The sequence below is a fragment of the Rhizobium sp. 'Codium 1' genome, assembly GCF_020889605.1.
In the GTDB taxonomy this organism is placed as follows: domain Bacteria; phylum Pseudomonadota; class Alphaproteobacteria; order Rhizobiales; family Rhizobiaceae; genus Allorhizobium; species Allorhizobium algae.
In genome coordinates this window covers 1-20,790 of sequence record NZ_JAJGPW010000004.1, presented here as the reverse complement: position 1 = coordinate 20,790, position 20,790 = coordinate 1, and the positions used below count along the sequence as shown (strand labels likewise).

General features: G+C 61.0%; 21 protein-coding genes. 8 read left to right on the top strand and 13 right to left on the bottom strand.

Features of this window, described 5'->3' with window-relative positions; genetic code table 11:
* Nucleotides 1-22: 22 nt before the first annotated feature.
* From LJE98_RS11730 to LJE98_RS11715, 4 genes are all read right to left on the bottom strand, one after another.
* Nucleotides 23-1,660, bottom strand: a complete 1,638-nt coding sequence (locus LJE98_RS11730; protein ID WP_280640733.1) for a CTP synthase — start codon at nucleotides 1,658-1,660, stop codon at nucleotides 23-25.
* A 134-nt stretch (nucleotides 1,661-1,794) separates the two neighbouring features.
* On the bottom strand, nucleotides 1,795-2,196 hold the full coding sequence (secG, locus tag LJE98_RS11725) for a preprotein translocase subunit SecG (protein ID WP_229575404.1): 402 nt from the start codon (nucleotides 2,194-2,196) through the stop codon (nucleotides 1,795-1,797).
* Between the two features lie 108 nt (nucleotides 2,197-2,304).
* Entirely contained in the window at nucleotides 2,305-3,075 is a 771-nt protein-coding gene (gene tpiA, locus LJE98_RS11720; protein WP_229575403.1) for a triose-phosphate isomerase, read from the bottom strand.
* Between the two features lie 185 nt (nucleotides 3,076-3,260).
* Nucleotides 3,261-4,142 (bottom strand): alpha/beta fold hydrolase, encoded by an 882-nt coding sequence (locus LJE98_RS11715; RefSeq protein WP_420710144.1) that lies wholly within the window; start codon nucleotides 4,140-4,142, stop codon nucleotides 3,261-3,263.
* Between the two features lie 217 nt (nucleotides 4,143-4,359).
* On the opposite strand from LJE98_RS11715, the gene parE reads away from it, so the two are divergent.
* The 3 genes from parE (at nucleotide 4,360) to LJE98_RS11700 (ending at nucleotide 8,300) form a co-directional block, all read left to right on the top strand.
* Entirely contained in the window at nucleotides 4,360-6,429 is a 2,070-nt protein-coding gene (gene parE / locus LJE98_RS11710; protein ID WP_229575402.1) for a DNA topoisomerase IV subunit B, read from the top strand.
* Between the two features lie 58 nt (nucleotides 6,430-6,487).
* Entirely contained in the window at nucleotides 6,488-7,729 is a 1,242-nt protein-coding gene (locus tag LJE98_RS11705) for an AI-2E family transporter (RefSeq protein WP_267499027.1), read from the top strand.
* Between the two features lie 169 nt (nucleotides 7,730-7,898).
* Nucleotides 7,899-8,300 carry a hypothetical protein gene (locus LJE98_RS11700; protein WP_229575401.1) on the top strand — a complete coding sequence of 134 codons (402 nt, stop codon included), beginning with the start codon at nucleotides 7,899-7,901 and terminating at the stop codon, nucleotides 8,298-8,300.
* A gap of 5 nt (nucleotides 8,301-8,305) precedes the next feature.
* Here the strand turns inward: LJE98_RS11700 and LJE98_RS11695 are convergent, their stop codons facing one another.
* The 3 genes from LJE98_RS11695 to LJE98_RS11685 form a co-directional block, all read right to left on the bottom strand.
* On the bottom strand, nucleotides 8,306-9,445 hold the full coding sequence (locus LJE98_RS11695) for a DUF2336 domain-containing protein (RefSeq protein WP_229575737.1): 1,140 nt from the start codon (nucleotides 9,443-9,445) through the stop codon (nucleotides 8,306-8,308).
* Nucleotides 9,446-9,598: 153 nt separating this feature from the next.
* Nucleotides 9,599-10,207, bottom strand: a complete 609-nt coding sequence (locus LJE98_RS11690) for a flavin reductase family protein (protein ID WP_229575400.1) — start codon at nucleotides 10,205-10,207, stop codon at nucleotides 9,599-9,601.
* Nucleotides 10,207-10,791, bottom strand: a complete 585-nt coding sequence (locus LJE98_RS11685) for a nitroreductase family protein (RefSeq protein ID WP_229575399.1) — start codon at nucleotides 10,789-10,791, stop codon at nucleotides 10,207-10,209. Before LJE98_RS11685 ends, LJE98_RS11690 begins: the two co-directional genes overlap by 1 nt.
* A gap of 155 nt (nucleotides 10,792-10,946) precedes the next feature.
* On the opposite strand from LJE98_RS11685, the gene LJE98_RS11680 reads away from it, so the two are divergent.
* Nucleotides 10,947-11,855, top strand: a complete 909-nt coding sequence (locus LJE98_RS11680) for a hypothetical protein (RefSeq protein ID WP_229575736.1) — start codon at nucleotides 10,947-10,949, stop codon at nucleotides 11,853-11,855.
* Between the two features lie 4 nt (nucleotides 11,856-11,859).
* On the opposite strand, the gene LJE98_RS11675 is transcribed toward LJE98_RS11680, so the two are convergent.
* From LJE98_RS11675 to LJE98_RS11660, 4 genes are all read right to left on the bottom strand, one after another.
* Complete coding sequence (locus tag LJE98_RS11675) at nucleotides 11,860-12,699, bottom strand: lysophospholipid acyltransferase family protein (RefSeq protein WP_229575398.1); 840 nt, start codon at nucleotides 12,697-12,699, stop codon at nucleotides 11,860-11,862.
* Between the two features lie 100 nt (nucleotides 12,700-12,799).
* Complete coding sequence (thrS, locus tag LJE98_RS11670; protein WP_229575397.1) at nucleotides 12,800-14,797, bottom strand: threonine--tRNA ligase; 1,998 nt, start codon at nucleotides 14,795-14,797, stop codon at nucleotides 12,800-12,802.
* A gap of 132 nt (nucleotides 14,798-14,929) precedes the next feature.
* Nucleotides 14,930-15,298, bottom strand: a complete 369-nt coding sequence (yidD, locus tag LJE98_RS11665; RefSeq protein WP_229575396.1) for a membrane protein insertion efficiency factor YidD — start codon at nucleotides 15,296-15,298, stop codon at nucleotides 14,930-14,932.
* A gap of 2 nt (nucleotides 15,299-15,300) precedes the next feature.
* Nucleotides 15,301-15,747, bottom strand: a complete 447-nt coding sequence (locus tag LJE98_RS11660; protein ID WP_229575395.1) for an iron-sulfur cluster assembly scaffold protein — start codon at nucleotides 15,745-15,747, stop codon at nucleotides 15,301-15,303.
* Nucleotides 15,748-16,016: 269 nt separating this feature from the next.
* On the opposite strand from LJE98_RS11660, the gene folE reads away from it, so the two are divergent.
* The 3 genes from folE to LJE98_RS11645 all read left to right on the top strand — a co-directional run bounded on the left by folE (nucleotide 16,017) and on the right by LJE98_RS11645 (nucleotide 18,123).
* Entirely contained in the window at nucleotides 16,017-16,622 is a 606-nt protein-coding gene (gene folE, locus LJE98_RS11655; RefSeq protein WP_229575735.1) for a GTP cyclohydrolase I FolE, read from the top strand.
* Nucleotides 16,623-16,632: 10 nt separating this feature from the next.
* Nucleotides 16,633-17,085 (top strand): phosphoribosyl-AMP cyclohydrolase, encoded by a 453-nt coding sequence (gene hisI, locus LJE98_RS11650; protein WP_229575394.1) that lies wholly within the window; start codon nucleotides 16,633-16,635, stop codon nucleotides 17,083-17,085.
* An 81-nt stretch (nucleotides 17,086-17,166) separates the two neighbouring features.
* Complete coding sequence (locus tag LJE98_RS11645; protein ID WP_229575393.1) at nucleotides 17,167-18,123, top strand: patatin-like phospholipase family protein; 957 nt, start codon at nucleotides 17,167-17,169, stop codon at nucleotides 18,121-18,123.
* Between the two features lie 43 nt (nucleotides 18,124-18,166).
* Here the strand turns inward: LJE98_RS11645 and LJE98_RS11640 are convergent, their stop codons facing one another.
* Both LJE98_RS11640 and LJE98_RS11635 read right to left on the bottom strand, forming a co-directional pair.
* Nucleotides 18,167-18,601, bottom strand: coding sequence for a CBS domain-containing protein (locus LJE98_RS11640; protein WP_229575392.1), 435 nt, complete (start codon nucleotides 18,599-18,601; stop codon nucleotides 18,167-18,169).
* Nucleotides 18,602-18,701: 100 nt separating this feature from the next.
* Nucleotides 18,702-19,472 carry a rhomboid family intramembrane serine protease gene (locus tag LJE98_RS11635; protein WP_229575391.1) on the bottom strand — a complete coding sequence of 257 codons (771 nt, stop codon included), beginning with the start codon at nucleotides 19,470-19,472 and terminating at the stop codon, nucleotides 18,702-18,704.
* Nucleotides 19,473-19,788: 316 nt separating this feature from the next.
* Here LJE98_RS11635 and LJE98_RS11630 point away from each other — a divergent pair, with 316 nt between their 5' ends.
* Nucleotides 19,789-20,400 (top strand): PilZ domain-containing protein, encoded by a 612-nt coding sequence (locus LJE98_RS11630; protein WP_229575734.1) that lies wholly within the window; start codon nucleotides 19,789-19,791, stop codon nucleotides 20,398-20,400.
* Nucleotides 20,401-20,790: the final 390 nt, after the last annotated feature.

The window sequence follows — 20,790 nt, the reverse complement described above, 5'->3', positions numbered from 1 at the left end:
GGTCGCTATGGTGCTATCCGTCTCAGACGAGGCGGCTCTGCTCAAGGGCTGCGCCGACGAAGCTTGCAAAGAGCGGGTGCGGATCCAGCGGACGGGACTTCAGCTCCGGATGGTACTGGACGCCGATGAACCAAGGATGGTCCGGATATTCGACCGTTTCCGGCAAGAGGCCGTCCGGCGACATGCCCGAGAAGACCAGACCGCAGGATTCCAGCCGGTCCTTGTAGTCGACATTGACCTCGTAGCGATGGCGGTGGCGCTCTGAAATATCGGCCGATCCATAGATTTCGGAGATCTTCGTGCCCTTCTTGAGCGAGGCCTTGTAGGCGCCGAGACGCATGGTGCCGCCGAGGTCTCCCACGGCCGAGCGCTTTTCGAGCTCGTTGCCCTTCATCCACTCGGTCATCAGACCCACAACAGGCTCTGCCGTTTTGCCGAATTCGGTAGACGACGCATTTTCAATGCCAGCGAGATTACGGGCGGCTTCAACGACCGCCATCTGCATGCCGAAGCATATACCGAAATAGGGGACCTTCCGCTCGCGGGCAAACTGGGCGGCCAGGATCTTGCCCTCGGAGCCGCGTTCGCCGAATCCGCCTGGCACGAGGATACCGTTGACCTTTTCGAGCCATGGCGACGGATCCTCTTTTTCGAAGATCTCGGATTCGATCCATTCGAGGTTGACCTTGACCCGGTTGGCGATGCCACCGTGATAAAGTGCCTCGATCAGCGACTTGTAGGCATCCTTGAGGCCAGTGTATTTGCCGACGATCGCAATCGTGACTTCACCTTCCGGCGTCCGGATGCGGTTACAGACCTCTTCCCATGCGTCCAGACGCGGCTTCGGTGCCGGTTCGATCCCGAAGGCGGCCAGAACCTCGTTGTCGAGGCCTTCCTTGTGATAGGCCATCGGCACGTCGTAGATGTTGGCGACGTCGAGAGCCTGGATCACGGCGCTTTCGCGAACGTTGCAGAACAGCGAAAGCTTGCGGCGCTCGGCCTGGGGGATCTCGCGATCGGCACGAACCAGCAGGATGTCGGGGTGGATACCCAGCGCCTGCAGTTCCTTGACCGAATGCTGCGTCGGCTTGGTCTTCAGCTCGCCGGCTGCCGGAATAAAGGGCATCAAGGTCAGATGGACATAGACGGCAGTGCCGCGCGGCAGGTCGTTTCCAAGCTGGCGGATCGCTTCCATGAAGGGCATGGCTTCGATGTCGCCGACGGTGCCGCCGATCTCGCAGATGACGAAGTCGTAGTCGTCATTGCCCTCAATGACGAAATCCTTGATCTCGTTCGTCACATGCGGAATGACCTGGACGGTCGCGCCGAGATAGTCGCCGCGTCGTTCCTTGTCGATGATGTTCTTGTAGATGCGGCCGGTGGTGATGTTGTCGGTCTTGGTCGCCGAGCGCCCGGTAAACCGCTCGTAGTGGCCAAGGTCGAGGTCGGTCTCGGCACCATCGTCGGTGACGAAAACTTCGCCGTGCTGAGTCGGGCTCATGGTGCCCGGGTCAACGTTGAGATAGGGGTCCAGCTTGCGCAGACGCACGCGGTAACCCCGTGCCTGCAACAATGCCCCGAGAGCTGCGGCCGCAATTCCTTTACCGAGAGAGGAAACCACGCCGCCAGTGATGAATACATATCGCGCCATGGGCTTCACCGGATACCGTTTCAGATTCGATTCCGCCAGCCCCAATCGGGCTTGTCCCACATTTTTCGTGTGGCATGGCGGAATTCAGACAAAAGAAAACCGGCGGACCCTGGAGCCCGCCGGAGTGATGGATCCCGTTCCGATCAGTTGTTCGGAACGGCGTTGGGGTCGGCAGCCGGAGCCGGCGTCGCCGGTGCGGATTCTGCCGGAGCCGTCGTCGAGGGCTGTGCCGGCGCTGCGCCCGGGAGCTGGTCGAGAACGCTGCCGCCGCCCTGAGTGGTGCCGCTGCCGGCCGGTATCCGGTCGAGGATATCGGTCGGACGGGTTTCGTAGCGGGCGAGAATGCCAAGCGCCAACGAGATGATGAAGAACAGGGTCGCGAGGATAGCCGTCGTGCGGGTCAGGGCATTCGCCGTGCCGCGCGCAGACATGAAGCCCGATCCGCCACCGACACCGAGACCGCCGCCTTCCGACCGCTGGATGAGGACGACGCCGATCAGAGCGACGACGACCATGAGGTAAATAACGAGCAATACGGTCTGCATGGAATGTCCATCCTGCCCGACAGGGGCAAAATCAATGAGGTTGGCGGCTCTTTACATGAGAGGAACGGGCAATGAAACCCCCTACTCCGCATTTCCAGGCTTTGCCCTTCAGGCGGTGAGGTCCTCGTAGACCCGGTATATGGCGAGGAAATCTTCGGCCTTCAAGCTTGCACCGCCGATCAGCGCACCATCGACGTTCTCGACGGCCATGAGTTCTCTCGCATTCGATGGCTTCACCGATCCGCCATAGAGGATTGGCATCAATTTGCCCTCGGCGCCGAAACGCTCGACGAGTTCGGTCCGCAGAAATGCATGGGCTTCGGCGACATCGGCCGTCGTCGGGGTCAGCCCCGTGCCGATCGCCCAGACCGGTTCGTAGGCGATCACGGTGCGCTCGGCCTTTGCGCCATCGGGAACCGAGCCGGCGAGCTGGCGCTTGAGGATATCCAGGGTCTGGCCGGATTTTCGCTCCTCCGCCGTCTCGCCGATGCAGATGATGGCTGTCAGGTCAGCGGCATAGGCAGCCTCCGCCTTGGCGCGCACCAGATGGTCGGTTTCGGCATGGTCGGTGCGGCGTTCGGAATGGCCGACAATCACATGGGTACCGAAGCAATCTGCGATCATTTCGGCTGCGATGTCGCCGGTATGCGCGCCCGATACGTTCTGGTGGCAGTCCTGCGCGCCGATCTGGAGCGGGCTGTCGGTGCACAGCGCCGTCGCAACATAGAGCAAGGTCGCCGGTGGGCAGATCAGGCAATCGACCTTCTCAGACAGGGGGCCCTGGACGCCTTCGGCGATCGCCTTGATCTGGTCGAGCGAAGCCCGCGTGCCGTTCATCTTCCAATTGCCCGCAACCAGCGGACGAACATCCGGTGTCATATCGTCAAAACCCCTATTTCGCTCCCGCGAAGTAGCAAATCTGAGCGGTAAAGGAAAGATTGCGGTGAGAGATTGGCTGCTTAATCAGGCAGCATGGTAAAATCCGGACGGAGATTGCCCAGACAAGCGGCAAAATCACCGACAACGGCCAGCGGGTGATCAAGCCCCGGCCCTGACGACCGAGGTTAGCGGACCAGCCAGTTGAGCAAGGCGCGCCAGTCCGTCATGCGCACCGGCGTGCCGTGCGAGCCGCTTTCAAAGAGCGTGAAACGAACCGGCTGACCTGCGCCGCGCAGCTTGCGATAGATCGCCAACTGGTCGTCTGCGGCATAGACGCTGTCGCGGCTGCCATGGGTAAACCAGATCGGCAACTGGGCCTTCGCCGCGGCACTCTGGGGCAAGGCCGGATCCGGTGCCCCTCCGAGGATCGCCATTCCGGAGAGTTTCGCCACAGTTGCCGGATCGCGCGAAAGACCCCAGCAGATGAAGCTGCCCATCGAGGCGCAGGCGAGCACCACGGGCTTGCCGCCGGATCGGGCCGAAGCATAGGCCACAAGGGCGGCCACGTCCGCGACACCCTTGTCGTCGAAGCTTCTCACCGAAGGAGCGTAATAGGTCCCGCCGTTTTCAGCGGCGAGGTTCTTCAGCCGGTTGAAGTTGCCGCCGAAGCTGATGTCATTGAGCCCCAGGCGCCGGTCCCCGCCCCGGCCATGGATGAAGATCACGGTGAAAGCCTGGCCCTGATCGAGGCCAATTCTCCCGACCTGCATGGGTCCGGTCGCCAGATCGAGGGTCTGGTTCTCCTGAAAGCGACGAACCTTGAGCGAGACGTAGCGATCCTTCACCCGGCGTTCGGGAATGCTGTCGCGGCCATTGATGTCGCGCATCTCATCATAATCGATGATGGTAAAGTCACCGCCATCGCCGGCTTCGATCACGGTCTGGGCCGAGAAGAGCTCATCCTTGAATGGACCGACGGCTTCGGCACGGGCACTTGCCAGAAACAGAAACGGAAAGAGAACGCAGGAAATCGCCGCGGTGCGGAAATGAGCTGTGGACATCTGCATGGAAGATGGGTTTCCTCTCGGCTCACGCTTGCCTTCGCGAAATGCGCCACGCAAAGCTGGCCCGAATTCAACATGCGCCGGCTGTCTGGCCCTTCGCGCCTGCCCTGCCTTTCTGGCACAATCCGACTGATTCGCAGATGCGACTGGCCAGGTGCAGCGGCTTTTGGAAGGTGCCTCAGGTCCGGCATCGAACAGCAACAGAGTATCGAACGACGCCATGGACGACAACGATCTCTTTTCCGGAATGCCGCTCGCCCAGAAGGTCGAGGCAGAACCCGTGTCCACCACAACCCGGGCCCCGACCGCTCGACCCGCAGCAGCTGCGCCGCCGCCGCCTGCCTCCCCGACGACCTCTTCCGGCGACGAATACGGCGCCTCGTCGATCCGCGTTCTCGAAGGCCTTGAGCCGGTGCGGATGCGGCCGGGCATGTATATCGGCGGCACGGACGAGAAGGCACTGCATCACCTGTTCGCCGAAGTCATCGACAACTCGATGGACGAAGCGGTGGCGGGCCATGCCAACTTCATCGACGTGCATCTCGACATGCAAGGCTTCCTGACGGTCTCGGACAACGGGCGCGGCATCCCGGTTGAACTGCATCCGCAGGTGCCGGGCAAGTCGACCCTCGAAGTGATCATGACCAAGCTGCATGCCGGCGGCAAGTTCGACGGCAAGGCCTATGAGACATCGGGCGGTCTGCACGGCGTCGGCGTATCCGTCGTCAATGCACTCTCGGACTTGCTCGAAGTCGAGGTGGCGCGCAATCGCAAGCTCTATCGCCAGACTTTTTCGCGCGGCGTGCCGCAGGGCGGCCTCGAAGAGCTGGGTGAAGTCCACAATCGCCGGGGGACGCGTGTCCGCTTCCATCCCGATCCGCAGATCTTCGGCGACCATGCGAAGTTCGATCCGGGCCGGATCTTCCGCATGGCACGCTCGAAGGCTTACCTCTTCGGCGGTGTCGAGATCCGCTGGTCGTGCGATCCGGGCATGGTTCCCGAGGGCGGCGACATTCCAGAAAAGGCTGTCTTCCACTTCCCCGGCGGCCTGAAGGACTATCTGGCGGCCACGCTCGGCAAGGAATTCACCGTCACCCGCGAAATCTTCGCCGGCAAGACGGAAAAGACCGGCGGGCATGGCGCGATGGAATGGGCCGTGACCTGGTATGGTGGCGATCCGGCGCTGCATTCCTATTGCAACACGATCCCGACGCCCGAAGGCGGTACGCATGAGGCGGGCCTGCGCATCGCGCTGACCAAGGGTCTCAAGAACTACGCCGAACTGACGCAGAACAAGCGGGCCCGCGAGATCACGACCGACGACGTGATGATCTCTGCGGTCGGCATGCTGTCGGTTTTCATCCGAGAGCCGGAATTTGTCGGCCAGACCAAGGACAAACTGGCAACCGTCGAGGCGCAGCGCATCGTCGAGAACGCTCTGCGCGACCCCTTCGACCACTATCTCGCCGACAATCCGAACGAAGCCGCCAAGCTGCTCGACTGGGTCATCGAGCGTTGCGAGGAACGGCTGCGTCGTCGCAAGGAGAAGGAAGTCAACCGCAAGACCGCCGTGCGCAAGCTGCGCTTGCCGGGCAAGCTTGCCGACTGCTCGCAGAACACGGCCGAAGGCGCCGAACTGTTCATCGTCGAGGGTGACTCGGCCGGTGGCTCGGCCAAGCAGGCCCGCAACCGCGCGAACCAGGCGATCCTTCCGCTGCGCGGCAAGATCCTCAATGTCGGCTCGGCCAGCCGGGAAAAACTGATGGCCAATCAGCAGATTGCCGATCTCATCCAGGCACTCGGCTGCGGCACACGGACGAAGTATCGCGATGAAGATCTGCGCTACGAGCGGATTATCGTGATGACCGATGCCGACGTCGATGGCGCGCACATCGCCTCGCTGCTGATCACCTTCTTCTACCAGGAAATGCCGGAGCTCATCCGCGGCAACCATCTCTACCTCGCCGTGCCGCCGCTCTATGTCATTCGTCAGGGTGCAAAGACCGTCTATGCCCGTGACGATCTTCACCGCGCGGAGCTCATGGAGACGGTGTTCAAGGGCAAGAAGGTCGAGATCGGGCGCTTCAAAGGCCTTGGCGAAATGATGCCGGCGCAGCTCAAGGAAACGACGATGGATCCCGCCAAGCGTACCTTGCTTCGGGTCGGCATCGACGATGTCGACTTCGAGGGTACGCGCGATGCGGTGGACGCGCTGATGGGCACCAAGCCGGAGGCCCGTTTCCGCTTCATTCAGGACCGCGCGGCCTTCGCCGAGAACCTCGACATCTGACGGTGAGCGCCGATGATCCGGCGCCGCACCGCTTGTTTCCCGACCGGGAATGCTCCATATGCAGGGCAGTTCTAACGGGACACTTCAGATTGTGAATCAGGCTGATACTCAGACCCCGTCGAAAGGGCCGCGCTGGCTCGGTCAGGCAACGGCCAATCGCATCGCGCTCATTACTCCGATCTCGGTGGCGCGCTGGTTGCTGGTGCTGATCGGCCTTGCAGCCATCTACTTCTTTCATGGTTTCCTGGTGCCGGTATTGGCATCGCTGGTCATCGCCTTTGCCAGCTGGCCTCTCTACCGTCGACTGCTGGACCGGATCGGCGGCAACACGACGCTCGGCGCCACACTGGCGCTTCTCTTCATCCTGACCTTCCTGATCGTGCCCATCGGCATTGCGATCTCCTATGCGGTCGAGGAAATCCGTCAATGGATCACCTGGGCCGTCGAGGCGAATACGACAGGCGCGCCGCCCCCGGCCTGGATCTCGGCCCTGCCCCGCGTCGGTGAATGGCTGGCGGGGAAATGGAACGAACATGTCGGCCAGCCTGGCGCGATCGGACAGCTCATCCAGATCGTCAGCGGCGCCAATATCGGCAATATCTACCGCGCCGTGATCGCCGCCGGCGACGGGCTCTTCCATCTGTTGCTGACCCTGCTCTTCATGCTGATCGCCCTGTTCTTCGTCTATCGCGACGGAGCCAGTTTTTCCCGGCAACTCGACCTGCTCGGCGAACGCATCCTGCCAAACCGGTGGGAGCGGATCTCGCGCGTCGTACCCGCCACGATCAGTTCCACGGTCACCGGCATGACCCTGATCGCGATCGGGGAAGGCATCGTGCTCGGCATTGCCTACTGGCTGGCGGGTGTGCCCTCCCCGGTGACGCTCGGTGTCATCACCGGCGTCATGGCACTCATTCCAGGCGGTGCGCCACTCTCCTTCACGCTCGTCTCGATCTATCTCGTTGCGAGTGGCGCCACGATCCCTGGGGTAGCCCTCTTCATCTGGGGAGCGGTCGAGCTGTTCATCGTCGACAAGACGGTCCGCCCACGGCTTGTCGGCGGCCCGATCAAGCTGCCCTTCCTGCCGACCTTTTTCGGTCTTATCGGCGGCGTGAAGACCCTGGGCTTTCTCGGCCTGTTCATCGGCCCCGTCCTGATGGCGCTGCTGGTGTCGATCTGGCGCGAATGGATCCGCGAGGTCGAATTGTCCGACGATCTGTATCCGATGGAGGCACAGGGTGAGCTGGACCTCGCAACCGACCCCTCGGATGAAGTCCGCCGGGTGTCGTCGGCAGGGTAGCAGTCCCGCGGCTGCCGGGCGCGTCGACGACCCGGCGCTCGCCTTCGGCGAGGCTTACTGCAAAGGCACGCTATGCGCCTGCATGCCTTGCTTTGGCTCGAATCCTTTTGTTTCGTCTCAACTGCCGACAGCTGTCACCGGAGCCCCGCGAATGAAAACAGCCCTGATCATGATGACGATCCTCGGATGCGACGACAGCGTCAGCCAATGCGAATTCGTCGAAACGCCGACAGAGCGCTTCGTTTCGATTGAGCTGTGCGACGCAGCATCTGAGGAAATTCTGGGGCGCTATACGAATATCAGTTATCCGACGGCCGTTGCCGTCTGCCAGACGCCACCTCCCGAAATTGCCGAAGCGATCGCCGAATCCAATCAGACGCTTCCGGATGCAGGCGTTGAGGCGCAGACCAAAATTCCGACGGAAGAACAGCACAGAACGTTGAAAGACAGGGCAATCGATGCGGTACGGCAGGTGCTGCCGGGCACAGCCGAGATCAAGATGATCTTCGACAAACCCATCCACGTGGTCTCTGACAGCTATTCCTGGGTGGCCAAAAAGATCGTCCCCTGAAGCGATCAGGCAGCCGCCAGCGCAAATCCACTGGCATAGTCGCGCGCCAGGCGCCGCTCTTCTGCAATGGCAAGCCGTTCGACCATGTCGATCAGGGCACGCGCAGCGTCATTCAGTTCGTGGTTGCCGCGATACCGCAAGACCAGCCGTTGGGCGATATGTTCCAGGTCGAACGAATCGGCCGATTGGATCAGGCTGCGCCAGAGCATCACTGCTTCCACGAAAACCGGGCTGACATCACGCCCGAGACCTGCCGATTCCAGAAGTGCGCGGACCGCGTGGAAGCGGCCCGTGGCGAGGATCGAACGCACGCGACGTTCCTCCAGGCCGGATATGGCGACGATGGCCGCGGAAAAGAAATCCGTCCGGCCTGCACACAGAGCATGCATCAGGAAGGCCGGGCTCAGGCGACCCGCGATCCGCAGCTGATCGGTCAGGCGCGACAATTCCTCACCATGGACGTCGGCCAGCAGCGCAATCGTCGCGCAGTGACCAGCTTCACGTACGATGCGCTCGATACGTCGGCTGCCGATGGCGCCGATGACGAGGCCCGAGCCCGCCAGGGCGTCCGTCACGAACTGCACGAGCAGCTGACGCACGCCACTGCTAAGGTCGTCCCGCTCGAGGAGGAGCGCCCGGATGCGCTCACAATGGCCATGACGCTCGGCAATGCGCCGGAGCGTGAAAGCCGTGAAGCGCGCATCGGGATTTTCAAGGAGAACCTCCAGCTCTGCTGCTTCGCCGATTTCGGCAAGGGCCGCCGCCACGCCAACGCTCACCTCGGCGCGTGCCGCAATCAGCGCGCGCGTCTCGACCGTTCCACGGCCGGCAATGTCGACGAGATCGGCATCGGAGAGAACCGGTGAGTGAAGAATCACCGTCGAAGCGATCTCGGGTTGATCTTCGGCCAGCGAAACCATCAGGGCGCGGGGCGCCCGCGCCTCGCGAGCTAGAACCTCTGCCAGTGCAAGGCGCACCTGCGGCGATGGATCATCGAGCAGATAGGTCATCGCCATCTGCGCGGACTGCCGCTCTTCCGGCACCATCTCAGACTTGAGATAGGCCCGCGCCAGAGCGTTTGCCGCACGGGCCCGGTCCTGCGTCTTCGCTGTCTCGACCCATCTGAAAAAAGCTGCAACGATCAAAGTCGAACCCACTCGCCACCTGTGTACACCCGAAGCATTCACTCCATGAAACACTAGGTTCAAAGTGTTTAAGAAACGTTCACCACGTTCATTAACCAGTCCGGAGAGGTGGCACGAAGTCGTTCCCGTCACGATCGATCCCTGCCGTTTACCCTAGCCCGGCTGGCCCGGACGCCTCAGTTCGAAGACGGGGCCCATCCCGGCATAGTCCATGTAACCAAGCCGCATGATCGGCTCGGCGAATGCCAGATCGAAACGTCCATCGCGGATCATGGCGTCGGCAATGTGGATCCCGACCACCTGCCCGAAGACGGCATGACTGTCGGTCTCGTTGCCCTCCATATCCGGCAGGGTCAAGATCTTGGTCACCCGGCATTCAAGAGCTGCGACCGCTTCTCCGACATAGGGCGCATCGACCAGCTGGCCCTGTGTTGCGGTCAGGCCCGCCAGGACGAATTCATCCGTCTCGTAGGGAACGGCGGCAGAGGAGGCACTCATCTGGCCAAGAAGCGAGCGGCTGACGAAGCTTGCCGTAAACACGCCGGTTTCCTCGACATTGCGCAGACTGTCCTTGCGACCGCTCGACGAAAACATCACCATTTTCGGCCGGTCGCCGACGGCATTGAAGAAGGAATAGGGCGACAAGTTGCGGCTCCCGTCGCTCCCCTTGCTGCCGATCCAGCCAATGGGTCGAGGCGCGACGATCGCCTTGAAGGGGTCATGCGCCATACCATGGGCATTCGAACCGGTATCGTAAAACATCAATCCTCACCACCCCGCCATGACACGACATCCGCAAGCGCTGGACGCGGTCGCTCGACGATCGGGAATTCGGTCGAGCCTATATGAATGAAACCAGCGACCTTCTCGCCATGCTGCACGCCCAGCAGCGGATGGGCGCGTTCATCGAAGGCAAACCACTCGCTCAGCCAGTTCGAGACATAGCCATGGGCATTGGCGGCCATCAGAAGATTGAGGCATACGGCACCGGCAGACATAACCTGCTCCCATTCGGGGATCTTCGCATGCGGGGCGGCGGTTGAGACAACACCAATGACAACCGGCGCACGGGTAAATCGCGTGCGCTCGACCTGGATCATCTCCTCGGAAAGCTGCGGATTCTTCTCCAATGCCAGTTTCAGCAGCTCCTCGCTGATGCGTGCGCGTTCCTCGCCGCGGTAAACGACAAAACGCCAGGGAGCGAGTTTCCCGTGATCGGGAACACGAACCGCCAGCGACAGGATCGACTCGATTTCTGCCTTGTCCGGACCCGGCTCGCACATCTGAAAAGCGGGCACGGAACGGCGGACTGCGAGATAATCGAGCAGCTTGAAGTCTTTTTTCATTTTCTTGATACCTTCATAGGCCTTGGCAGGGTCGGCAGGTCTTGAAATTGCCATGCGGTTCGGTTTGAAGTTGCCGGCATTGGGAAGGAAGTCAACACACAGTGCATCGCATGTCTCCTCAATCCGGCCTCATCCGGCTGCTGCTCGGGCTCTTCATGACCCTGGCTGCCGCATCGACACTTCATGCACAGGAAGCCTTCGAAACGTTCAAGCAACTCAACGGCTCGACCAAGATGCCGAAGTTGAAGGCCTTCTCGGCGCCGGGGCTGGACACCATCGCGACACCCGCCCAAGGCCGCAACGTGAAGCTGGATGCCAAGCTGACCAATGAAGGCCAGCCAATGCAACATGGCCTGTCCTGGCGCGTCTTCAGTCCTATTCCTGACGTCGATGGCAAGCTCCCGCTTCTGGCAAGCGCGGAAGGTGGAAGTGCTGCCTTTCAGCTGGCTCCGGGCGATTATTTCGTGAATGTGTCGTTCGGACGCGCCGGGGCAACCAAGAAGCTCAACATCCCATCCGAAGGCGACGTAGCCGACCAGGTACTCGTGCTCGACGCCGGCGGCATGTCCCTCAATGCAATTTCGGGTGCCGATACGCATATTCCCGACAAGCAGCTGAGCTTCGACATCTATTCCACCGACGTCCGCGAAGACGGCGAGCGCGGCCTCGTGCTGGCCGATGTCAAGCCGAACACGATTGTCCGGCTGAATGCCGGGACCTATCACGTCGTGTCAGAATACGGAGCTATCAATGCCGTGGTGCGCGCGGACATCACCGTGGATGCCGGGGAACTGACGGAGGCAACGATGCAGCACCGCGCTTCGCAGGTGGGCCTCAAGCTCGTCTCAGAAGAGGGTGGCGAAGCCATTGCCGACACCGCCTGGTCCATCCTGACCTCCGGCGGTGACATCGTTGCGGAAAGCGTCAGCGCCTTCCCCGTCATGGTGCTGGCGGAAGGCCTGTATACCGCGGTGGCCCGCAACAAGGACAAGATTTTCCAGAAGGACTTCGAGGTGAAGGCCGGCACCAATATGGATGTCGAGCTTATGCTCAACAAATCCTGACACCTTACGCTGCGCGGCGGAACAACCGGCGCTCCACAGGAGCCATGTCAAAGACCGCACCGAAGAGCCGCGCAAGCAAGTCTTTCCGGTTGGCATGGCTGCTCAGCTCTTCCCAGGAAATCATTTCACCAACACGCGCCTGGATCGTCGAGCCGGACAGGCGCCGGAATTCTCTGATCAGCAGCGAGACGCGCAGCGTCAGCGAGACTCTGCTGGCGAGATGGAAGAGGCGACCGTTCTGGCCCTCGAAATAGACAGGCACGACATTGGCATTGGCGGCCTGGATGAGCTTGGCCGGAAACATCTTCCAGGGCAGGTCCTCGGCGCGACCGAACCCCTTCTTCGCGGTGGCCACGCCCCCGGCGGGGAATATGACCACGGTCACACCTTCCTTCAGAAGGCGAAGTGCCTCATGGCGGGTCTGCATGTTGAGCGCAAGCGCTTCCTTGGTCTCCTCGAAGGACACGGGAAGCGAATAAGGTGCCATTTCCGGCACTTTCAGAAGTTCATTGTTGATCAGCACCCGGAAGGGTCGTCCGAGCTGCTCGGCAAGTGCGAGAACCGCGATGCCGTCGCCGATGCCGAAGGGATGATTGGCAACGATCACGATCGGCCCATCGGGAATGTTCTCGGGTGGCCAGCTGCCCGTCACCTTCAGTTCAACATCGATCAGATCCAGCATCTTGCCGAAGACGCGGTCTGTCTTGCCGACAATGTCGTTCCGCCAGATCTCATAAAGCCGAGTAAATCGGTCACGGCCGGAGAGGCCTTCGATCGACCGGATGAACCAGCGCTTGAGCTTGGGGTCGCGCTCATTGGCATAGGACAGTTCTTTGAACTTCACGAGAAGGCTCCAGTCGCGCGGAGAATCATCATTCCGTCATATGCCGTTTCGATGACAGCTGTCTGACAGTGCTGCGACACACTGCCAGACAGCTACCCATTCAGACCTTGCGCTTTGCCAGCTTGCGCCTGACGTCTGGCGGCGTTGCTTCACCAGCCAGTACCGCGACGGCTTCGACGAGCGGCATCGAAACCTGTTCCTGGGAACCGAGACGACGGATGTTGACGGTGTTTTCCTCCGCCTCGCGCTTGCCGCAGACAATGATGACCGGCACCTTGGTCACGGAGTGCTCGCGAACCTTGTAGTTGATCTTCTCGTTGCGGAAGTCGGTCTCGACCAGCAGGCCCGCATCACGGAGCTGCTCTGCGACCTCCCGACCATAGTCGTCGGCATCCGAGGTGATCGTGGCAACCACGACCTGAAGCGGTGCGAACCAGAGCGGCATATGGCCGGCGAAGTTCTCGATCAGGATGCCAAGGAAGCGCTCCATCGAGCCGCAAATGGCGCGGTGGATCATGACGGGCTGCTTCTTTTCCGACTTGTCGTCGATGTAGAAGGCACCAAAGCGTTCCGGCAGGTTGAAGTCCACCTGTGTCGTGCCGCACTGCCATTCTCGGCCGATCGCGTCGCGCAAAGTGTATTCGAACTTCGGCCCGTAGAAGGCACCCTCGCCCGGCAGAATGCCGGTCTTGATGCGGCCGCCGGACTGTTCCTCGATCTGCTTCAACACGTCCATCATGACGCTTTCGGCGCGATCCCAGAGGTCGTCGGTACCGACTCGCTTATCCGGACGGGTCGAGAGCTTCACGACGATCTCACCGAAGCCGAAGTCCTCGTAGACCGAGAGGATCAGGTCGTTGATTCGCAAGCATTCGGCCGCCATCTGCTCATCCGTGCAGAAGACATGCGCGTCGTCCTGGGTGAAGCCGCGCACACGCATCAGGCCGTGCAGCGCACCGGACGCTTCGTAGCGGTGGACATTGCCGAATTCGGCGAGACGGACGGGCAGCTCGCGATAGGACTTCAGGCCATGCTTGAAGATCTGCACGTGACCCGGGCAGTTCATCGGCTTCAGCGCGAAGACCTTCTGATCGGCTTCCTCGTCGTCGGGATGGGTGAAGGCATGCGCCGATTTCACGGCAAACATGTTCTCCTGATACCAGCCCCAGTGACCGGACGTTTCCCAGAGCGACTTGTCGAGCACCTGCGGTGCGTTGACTTCCTCATAGACGCCCTCGAGCCGACGGCGCATGTAGGAGGTCAGCGTCTGGAACATGCGCCAGCCCTTGCCGTGCCAGAAGACGACGCCGGGGCCTTCTTCCTGGAAATGGAAGAGATCCATCTCGCGACCGAGCTTGCGGTGGTCGCGCTTTTCGGCTTCGGCCAGAATGTGCAGGTAACGATCCAGGTCTTCCTGGTCTGCAAAGGCCGTGCCGTAGATGCGGGTCAGCATCGGATTGTTGCTGTCACCGCGCCAATAGGCACCGGCGACCTTCATCAGCTTGAAGGCCATGCCGATCTGCCCGGTGGACGCCATATGCGGCCCACGGCAGAGGTCGAACCAATCGCCCTGATAGTAGATCTTGAGGTCCTGGTCTTCCGGGATCGCGTCGACCAGCTCGACCTTGTACTTTTCGCCCTTGGACGCAAAAACCTCCCTCGCCTTGTCGCGCGACCAGACTTCCTTGGTGAAGGGCTTGTTGCGCTGGATGATCTCCTTCATCCGCTTTTCGATCTTCGGCAGATCGTCGGGCGTGAAGGGCTCGTCCTTGGCGAAGTCGTAGTAAAAACCGTTCTCGATCACCGGACCGATGGTCACCTGGGTACCGGGCCAAAGCTCCTGCACGGCCTCGGCCATGACATGTGCCGCATCATGACGGATGAGCTCCAATGCGCGCGGATCGGTGCGGGTGACGATCTCGATCTTGCCCTCGATGACAGGGTCAGACAGGTCGCGCACGGTGCCGTCGAGCGCAATCGCGACAGCCTTCTTGGCAAGCGACTTGGAAATTGATTCGGCAACCTGCGCACCGGTCGTGCCGGCAGCGTATTCGCGAATGGAGCCATCGGGGAAAGTGAGAGATACGGAAGCGGACATGCTAAGTCTCCTGATCCAGTCCCGCCAACGAATGCGGGTGGTGAAAGGGGCGGGTTCGAACCCGCGATTTACCGGCGCTCCTTAGGACGAAAGCGCTGCTGAGTAAAGGATCTTGCTCCTTGCCAAGGGGGCTCAGGCCCCTGGTTTGCGGCCGAACTTCCAGAGACGCCACGGCGCATACCAGGTGAAGCGGCTATCAAGCACCGGGGGGACCGGATCCGGGCCCCATGTGCCGCCCGGTCCGCAGCGGCCGACGCGAAACAGTGTCAGCCACCCACCCGACCATAGGCCATGACGGGCAATCGCCTCGTAACCGTATTCCGAACAGGTCGGCATGTGGCGACACGAACTGCCGACTATGCTGGACAGTGTCAGCTGATAGAAACGGATCAGCCCCATGCCTAGCAGTCGGCCCGGGGTCTTGCGGAACGGCCCTTGCCAGTTCCGGCTTTTAAGCGACCGACCGGGCGAATCATGGCCGCAATCGGGGCCTTCGCACATGGTCAGCTCGCCTCGGCGGGCATGGCCGGTTGCTCGATCTGATCGAGACAGTCGACCACGGCATCGAAGGTCAGCATGGTGGAGGCGTGACGGGCCTTGTAGTCCCGAACCGGCTTCAGGAAGCGCATGTCTTCGAAACGGCCGACCGGCCCCTCGCCGTCTTCTTTCAGCATGGCGAGCATGTCGAGCCTTGCCTTGCGGAGTTCCTCTGCAGTCGCGCCCACAACGTGGCGCGCCATAATGCCGGACGATGCCTGGCCCAGCGCGCACGCCTTCACTTCGTGGGCGAAATCGGTGACAATACCGCCGTCGACCCTCAGATAGACCTTCACCCGAGAGCCACAGAGCTTCGAATGCTTCTCTGAGACCCCCTGCGCATCGCTGAGCGTTCCAATGCGGCTGATGTTTCCGGCAAATTCGAGAATCTTGGTGTTGTAGATGTCGTCCATGGTCAATCCGCTCCGGCGTCTTTCCCGTATATAGGGACTGGCTACAGCAATGCCGCCGGCATCATGTCGCAGCCACCGCCTTTATATCGATTTCAATGCTCCTTATATCGGAGGGACGGGCTCAGGACAAACGCAAGCCGCCCGTCAGGCTTTGATCTTCTCGCCGCAAACCACGACAACGGACTTGCATTATGAGCCGCATTACGCATTTACAATCCGGCAAAGCCAAACCAGCGACCCGCATCGAACGGGACCGGGAGACCAAGGCCATGGACGCCATCGTCACGAAACTGACTGCGGAATCGCCGCGCCCGACGCGCGAAGAAGCCGAGCAGGCCGTTCGCACGCTTCTGCTATGGGCCGGAGACGATCCGGAGCGGGAGGGGTTGCTCGACACACCGGCCCGCGTCGCCAAAGCCTATTCCGAACTTTTTGCCGGCTATGAAACCGATATTGATGAGGTTCTCGGACGGACCTTCGAGGAGGTCGGCGGCTATGACGACATGGTTCTGGTGCGCGATATTTCCTTCTTCTCGCATTGCGAACACCACATGTTGCCCGTGATGGGCAAGGCGCATGTCGCCTATCTGCCGAAGGGTCGCGTCCTCGGGCTCTCCAAGATTGCCCGGGTCGTCGATGTCTTCGCCCGACGTCTGCAGACCCAGGAGAACATGACCGCACAAATCGCCCAGGCGATCGACGGCGGCCTGCAGCCGCGCGGTGTCGCGGTGTTCATCGAGGCCGAGCATATGTGCATGGCCATGCGCGGCATCCAGAAGACGGGGTCAACGACCCTCACCACAACCTTTACCGGCGCCTTCAAGGACAATGCGGCCGAACAGGCGCGCTTCATGTCCATGGTCCGCAACCGCTGAGTTCATACAGATGTCATCCATCTCCTTCGACCCGCCCTCTCCCGACAAGGCACAGCTGGAAGAGGGGCTCGCCTTCACGCCGAAATTCGATGAGCACGGCCTCGTCACGGCCGTGGTGACGGATGCACGCGATGGCGAACTGCTGATGGTGGCGCATATGAATGCCGAAGCCATTGCGCTGACGCTGGAAACCGGGATCGGTCACTATTACAGCCGATCGCGAGCCAAGATCTGGAAGAAGGGCGAAAGTTCGGGGAACCTGCAATCGGTCAAGGAAATCCGGGTGGATTGCGATCAGGATGCAATCTGGCTGAAGGTCGAGGTCGCCGGCCACGATGCCACCTGTCACACCGGCCGCCGCTCCTGCTTCTTTCGCTCTGCCGCACTCGACGGTGGACGCCCGGCGCTCACGATCGCCGACGATCACCGCCATTTCGACCCGTCCGACATCTATGGCGGTTGAGGAAACGGTTTACGCATAACGAATTCGTAAGCAGACAATGTCCTAATGTGGTCCGGAGTGTTCAGCGAATGGGGTTCGGAGATGCTGAACTGGAGTATGATGTCACATTCGGCAACGAGCGTTGCCCAAACGGCGAAGGATGGCATATCCATGCCGGGCAATCCAAGCGGGCCTGAGACGAAGACGCGCGCCAAGGTCGCCCTGGCGCTCGGTGGCGGCGCCGCGCGTGGATGGGCCCATATCGGCGTCTTGCGCGCCCTCGACGAGGAGGGCATCGAAGTCGGCATGATTGCCGGCACTTCGATCGGCGCCCTGGTTGGCGGTTGCTATCTCGCTGGAAAGCTCGATGAGTTGGAAGCCTTCGCCCGGTCCCTGACCATGCGTCGCATCGCCTCGCTGCTCGACCTGACGATTGGTGGCGGCGGACTGCTGGGCGGCATGCGGCTCACCAAGCGCATGCAGGAGCATCTTGAGGGATTGACGATCGAACAGTTGCCGAAACCCTTCGTGGCGGTGGCTTCGGAACTCAATAGCGGCCATGAAGTCTGGATCGACGGCGGCAGCCTGATCACCGCCCTGCGGGCGTCCTATGCCCTTCCCGGCATTTTCGAACCGGTTCGATGCAACAATCGAACCCTGATCGATGGCGCGCTGGTCAATCCGGTACCAGTCTCGGTGTGCCGCTCCTACGAGCAGCCACTCGTCATGGCGGTCAATCTTCACTACGACGTGTTTGGTCGATCTGCGGTGGTCAAGCACAAGGCCACGAGCCCGGACCAGGCAAATGTCGAAACGGCGCGGGCGCCAAACAAGGTCGGCCTGACCGGCGTCATGGTCCAGGCCTTCAACATCATCCAGGACCGGATTTCACGGGCGAGGCTCGCAGGCGACCCGCCGGACCTCGCGCTTCATCCGCGGCTTAACGACATCGGATTGTCGGAGTTTCACCGCGCAGGGGAAGCGATCGAGCGAGGCTACGAAGAAACCAAGTCCCGCGTTAGCGAAATTCGGCGGATGCAGGAAGCCGTGCTCCGCTGACCACGCCCTGACGCTGTCCTCGCCCTGGCTGATTTCCAGGCCCTTAGCCTGCGATATAGGCCTTGATGTCCTCGGCCTCCTGCTCGATTTCGCGGATGCGCGACTTCACTACGTCACCGATCGAGATGATGCCGCAGAGCTTGCCATTGTCCTCGACGGGCACGTGGCGGAAGCGACGGGCCGACATCATTTCCATGAGTTCGTTGACACCGGTCTCCTCGCTGCAACGATAGACATTGGCGGTCATGAAGGCCGATACCGGCTGGTCCAAGGCATCCTTGCCTTCCGATCCGATCGCGCGCACCACGTCACGTTCGGTGAAAATACCAACGATCCGGTTTTCCATGCCGACGACGACAACCGCACCGATCTTGTGTTCTTCAAGCACGTGGGCTGCCTCGCCCAGGGTCACCGTCGGATTGATGGTGATGACGTTGCGGCCCTTTTGCTCGAGTATGCTTCTTGCAGATGCACTCATGCGTTCCTCCTCGCATAGAACACTGGGGCGGCAGTCCAATCCTCGCGGACTACCGATGAAAAGGGTGCCCTTTATTCAAGAGGAATGCAATAAGCGGCTCTCATGCCGGCTTGCGGCTATAGGGATCGAAGAAGGCAAGGCAGAAGAAGCCAAGCAGGAAGCCACCGATATGGGCATCCCAGGCAATTGCCGCCGAACCGGCCCCCATCATCGGCAGACCGAAGGCGATTGCGACATTGCCAAGCAGCCAGACGATGATGAAAACGCGCACGGTGCGATCCGATAACGCCTGTCCTACGCTCAGGAGCGGCGGCTCCCGCCCCGAAAGACGCGCGTGGACCCGCTGGCGATCACCGAAGGCGAACCGGCACGCGGCCCCCATCAGCGCCGATATCACGCCCGATGCGCCGACCATCAGTGATGGCTCACCCCAATTGACCAAGGCGTGGAGAGCCGCTGCTGCGACCGAGGAAACGATCCAGAACAACAAGAAGCGCATTTCGCCGATCCTGCGGCAGACGGGCGTCCCGAACGCCGCAAGCCACAGGCTGTTGAATGCGAGATGTTCAAAACTGCCATGCAGCAGCGAATAGGAGACCGGCGTCCAGAGCCACGCGAGTGACTGTTCGCCGAGGGGGTAGAGATAACGGACCGGAGAGAAGCCGAACTCGACGGCGACCCATTGATTGGTGCGATCCGAGAAAACGAAATCCTGCAGGACATAGATCCCGATCACCAGCGCGAGGGCGGCGAGGATACCGGGCGGCAGATTGAAGATCGGGGGATTGTCGGAAGAGGTCCGCTCTGGAGCGGGTTCTGGCATTGCGCCTTGCGGGGGCTCGTCGCGCCGCGATCCCGATTCGTCCTGCATGGGCCACTCCTGTTTCGTCTGCCTGCATGAGGTAATGCAGCTGGCCGATAAAAAAAAGGCCGCCCGGGAAACCGAGTGGCCTTGCAGGCGCGAGACAGATCGTTGCGCCGACTGGAGGTGGTGCCGAAGGCTTACCTTCGCGTGTGCTGCACTCTTGATGGCAGCTTTCCTCGAATGAAACAAATGAAACGAGTTCTTAACCTTAACCCGGGTGCGAATTGCGTTCCGTCGTGAAAAGGCGAGGCAGAGAGCAAACACAATATTAACGGCTCACCCACTACTGTCGAGGAACAAAGGAACGAACAGATTTCTCATGATGTACTCGCCGCAGGCAAGCCAGAGCTCCACGATCGCCTCGCCGGGACAGCAACGAGCCTTCCAGCGCGTTGCCGTCAGCCTGCAAGGCAGGCTCATGCTCGCAAGCTATGAAGAGTATGTCTGCAAGGTCGTCGACATGTCGCCGGGAGATGTGCGCTTTGCCTGTGCCGGCATGCCACGCCCGAATGAGCGCATCGTTGCCTATATCGACCACCTCGGCCGCATCGAAGGCACGGTGGTGAAGCTGACCGAGGATGGCTTTGTCATCACGATCAACGCCACGGTCCGCAAGCGTGAAAAACTCGCAGCCCAGTTGACCTGGATCGCCAACAAGCACGAACTGGGCCTGCCGGAAGATCGGCGCCACGACCGTCTCACGCCACGCCAGACCCGGACCGAACTGACACTGGAAGACGGCAAGGCCTATCCCTGCCGCCTGATGGACCTTTCGCTCTCGGGCGCCGCCGTCGACATCGACATCCGCCCGCCGATCGGCTCGGCCGTTCGCCTCGGCAATATGCGCGGGCGCGTCGTACGCCACTTCCTGGAAGGCGTGGCCATCGAGTTCCTGACGCTGCAGTCGCGCGAAGCCCTGACGGAATTCCTCTAGCTCAACCACACAAGTCCGGATCCAGGCGCCCGTGGCAATCACGAGGCGCCTTTTTCTATGGCGCATAAAAAAATGCGTGCCAGAGCGGGACAAAATTCCAGAAAAAGATTCAGCCCATGGAAGGCCCCATTTCGGAATAGGCCGATAGCCGGCCGAGCACATTCCGCAGAATTCGCTTCGGCTCTCACCTGCAGATCCCTCGGACGGCAAGCCATCGGCGGTTTGGGAGCAGATACGTGTAGGAACTCCAAGCCTTTGTATTCTATATGTTTTATCGATCCTGTCGAAGCAGGCCCCGGCAAAATCGATCACATTTGAATCAATATTGTCGAGAGTTTTCCACAATATAGAATCAAATACAGTTCAAATACATCTAAATATAGATTTTGC

Excerpts from the sequence above, each read along its gene's own strand:
- yidD (WP_229575396.1), bottom strand. The coding sequence starts at position 15,298 with ATGTGCGAAGGCCCCGATTGCGGCCATGATTCGCCCGGTCGGTCGCTT.
- secG (WP_229575404.1), bottom strand. The coding sequence starts at position 2,196 with ATGCAGACCGTATTGCTCGTTATTTACCTCATGGTCGTCGTCGCTCTG.
- LJE98_RS11715 (WP_420710144.1), bottom strand. The coding sequence starts at position 4,142 with ATGCAGATGTCCACAGCTCATTTCCGCACCGCGGCGATTTCCTGCGTT.
- LJE98_RS11690 (WP_229575400.1), bottom strand. The coding sequence starts at position 10,207 with ATGTTTTACGATACCGGTTCGAATGCCCATGGTATGGCGCATGACCCC.
- LJE98_RS11635 (WP_229575391.1), bottom strand. The coding sequence starts at position 19,472 with ATGCAGGACGAATCGGGATCGCGGCGCGACGAGCCCCCGCAAGGCGCA.
- LJE98_RS11645 (WP_229575393.1), top strand. The coding sequence starts at position 17,167 with ATGCTGAACTGGAGTATGATGTCACATTCGGCAACGAGCGTTGCCCAA.
- LJE98_RS11700 (WP_229575401.1), top strand. The coding sequence starts at position 7,899 with ATGATGACGATCCTCGGATGCGACGACAGCGTCAGCCAATGCGAATTC.
- LJE98_RS11705 (WP_267499027.1), top strand. The coding sequence starts at position 6,488 with ATGCAGGGCAGTTCTAACGGGACACTTCAGATTGTGAATCAGGCTGAT.
- hisI (WP_229575394.1), top strand. The coding sequence starts at position 16,633 with ATGTCATCCATCTCCTTCGACCCGCCCTCTCCCGACAAGGCACAGCTG.
- LJE98_RS11680 (WP_229575736.1), top strand. The coding sequence starts at position 10,947 with ATGACCCTGGCTGCCGCATCGACACTTCATGCACAGGAAGCCTTCGAA.
- tpiA (WP_229575403.1), bottom strand. The coding sequence starts at position 3,075 with ATGACACCGGATGTTCGTCCGCTGGTTGCGGGCAATTGGAAGATGAAC.
- LJE98_RS11685 (WP_229575399.1), bottom strand. The coding sequence starts at position 10,791 with ATGAAAAAAGACTTCAAGCTGCTCGATTATCTCGCAGTCCGCCGTTCC.
- LJE98_RS11640 (WP_229575392.1), bottom strand. The coding sequence starts at position 18,601 with ATGAGTGCATCTGCAAGAAGCATACTCGAGCAAAAGGGCCGCAACGTC.
- parE (WP_229575402.1), top strand. The coding sequence starts at position 4,360 with ATGGACGACAACGATCTCTTTTCCGGAATGCCGCTCGCCCAGAAGGTC.
- thrS (WP_229575397.1), bottom strand. The coding sequence starts at position 14,797 with ATGTCCGCTTCCGTATCTCTCACTTTCCCCGATGGCTCCATTCGCGAA.
- LJE98_RS11660 (WP_229575395.1), bottom strand. The coding sequence starts at position 15,747 with ATGGACGACATCTACAACACCAAGATTCTCGAATTTGCCGGAAACATC.
- folE (WP_229575735.1), top strand. The coding sequence starts at position 16,017 with ATGGACGCCATCGTCACGAAACTGACTGCGGAATCGCCGCGCCCGACG.
- LJE98_RS11630 (WP_229575734.1), top strand. The coding sequence starts at position 19,789 with ATGTACTCGCCGCAGGCAAGCCAGAGCTCCACGATCGCCTCGCCGGGA.